Here is a 407-nt window from a genome sequence, read left to right on the forward strand (position 1 = left end):
TAAGATTCATTAAAGACATAAAAACAGCCATCCTTTCATGGATATTCCATGAAAGGATGGCTGTTTTTGTTGAAAATTATACATACGTAACCTTAACTTGATGGCTATGCCCCTATGAGTGCTTTTTTTGTATATTAATATTTAGATCCCATATAGTCATAAGTTTGATCTACAGCCTTAATTAAATCAATTGCGCTCTTTAATTCATGCTTATCGTTCTGAAGTTCTTCCATCTTTGTACCAATATTTTTCTTGAAAGTTTCTAAATCACTGATTGCTTTTTTTCCCACTCCAAATTGCGACCAACTTGATAGAAGTAAATCATGTACAGTGCTTATGACTCTTTTATTATCGTTTAAATCTTGAATCATATAGTCAAATTGTTGTAACGCTTGCTTTAATGCTTC

The 407-nt window shown here is 31.4% G+C and carries 1 protein-coding gene; it reads right to left on the reverse strand.

Annotated features, from left to right (window positions below; all coding sequences use genetic code 11):
* Positions 1–134: 134 nt before the first annotated feature.
* Positions 135–407, reverse strand: a 273-nt coding sequence (locus tag MR063_RS21585; RefSeq protein WP_242201338.1) for a hypothetical protein, incomplete at its 5' end; no start/stop codon positions are given.

Source organism: Bacillus cereus group sp. BfR-BA-01492 (assembly GCF_022662815.1).
GTDB lineage: Bacteria > Bacillota > Bacilli > Bacillales > Bacillaceae_G > Bacillus_A > Bacillus_A cereus_BD.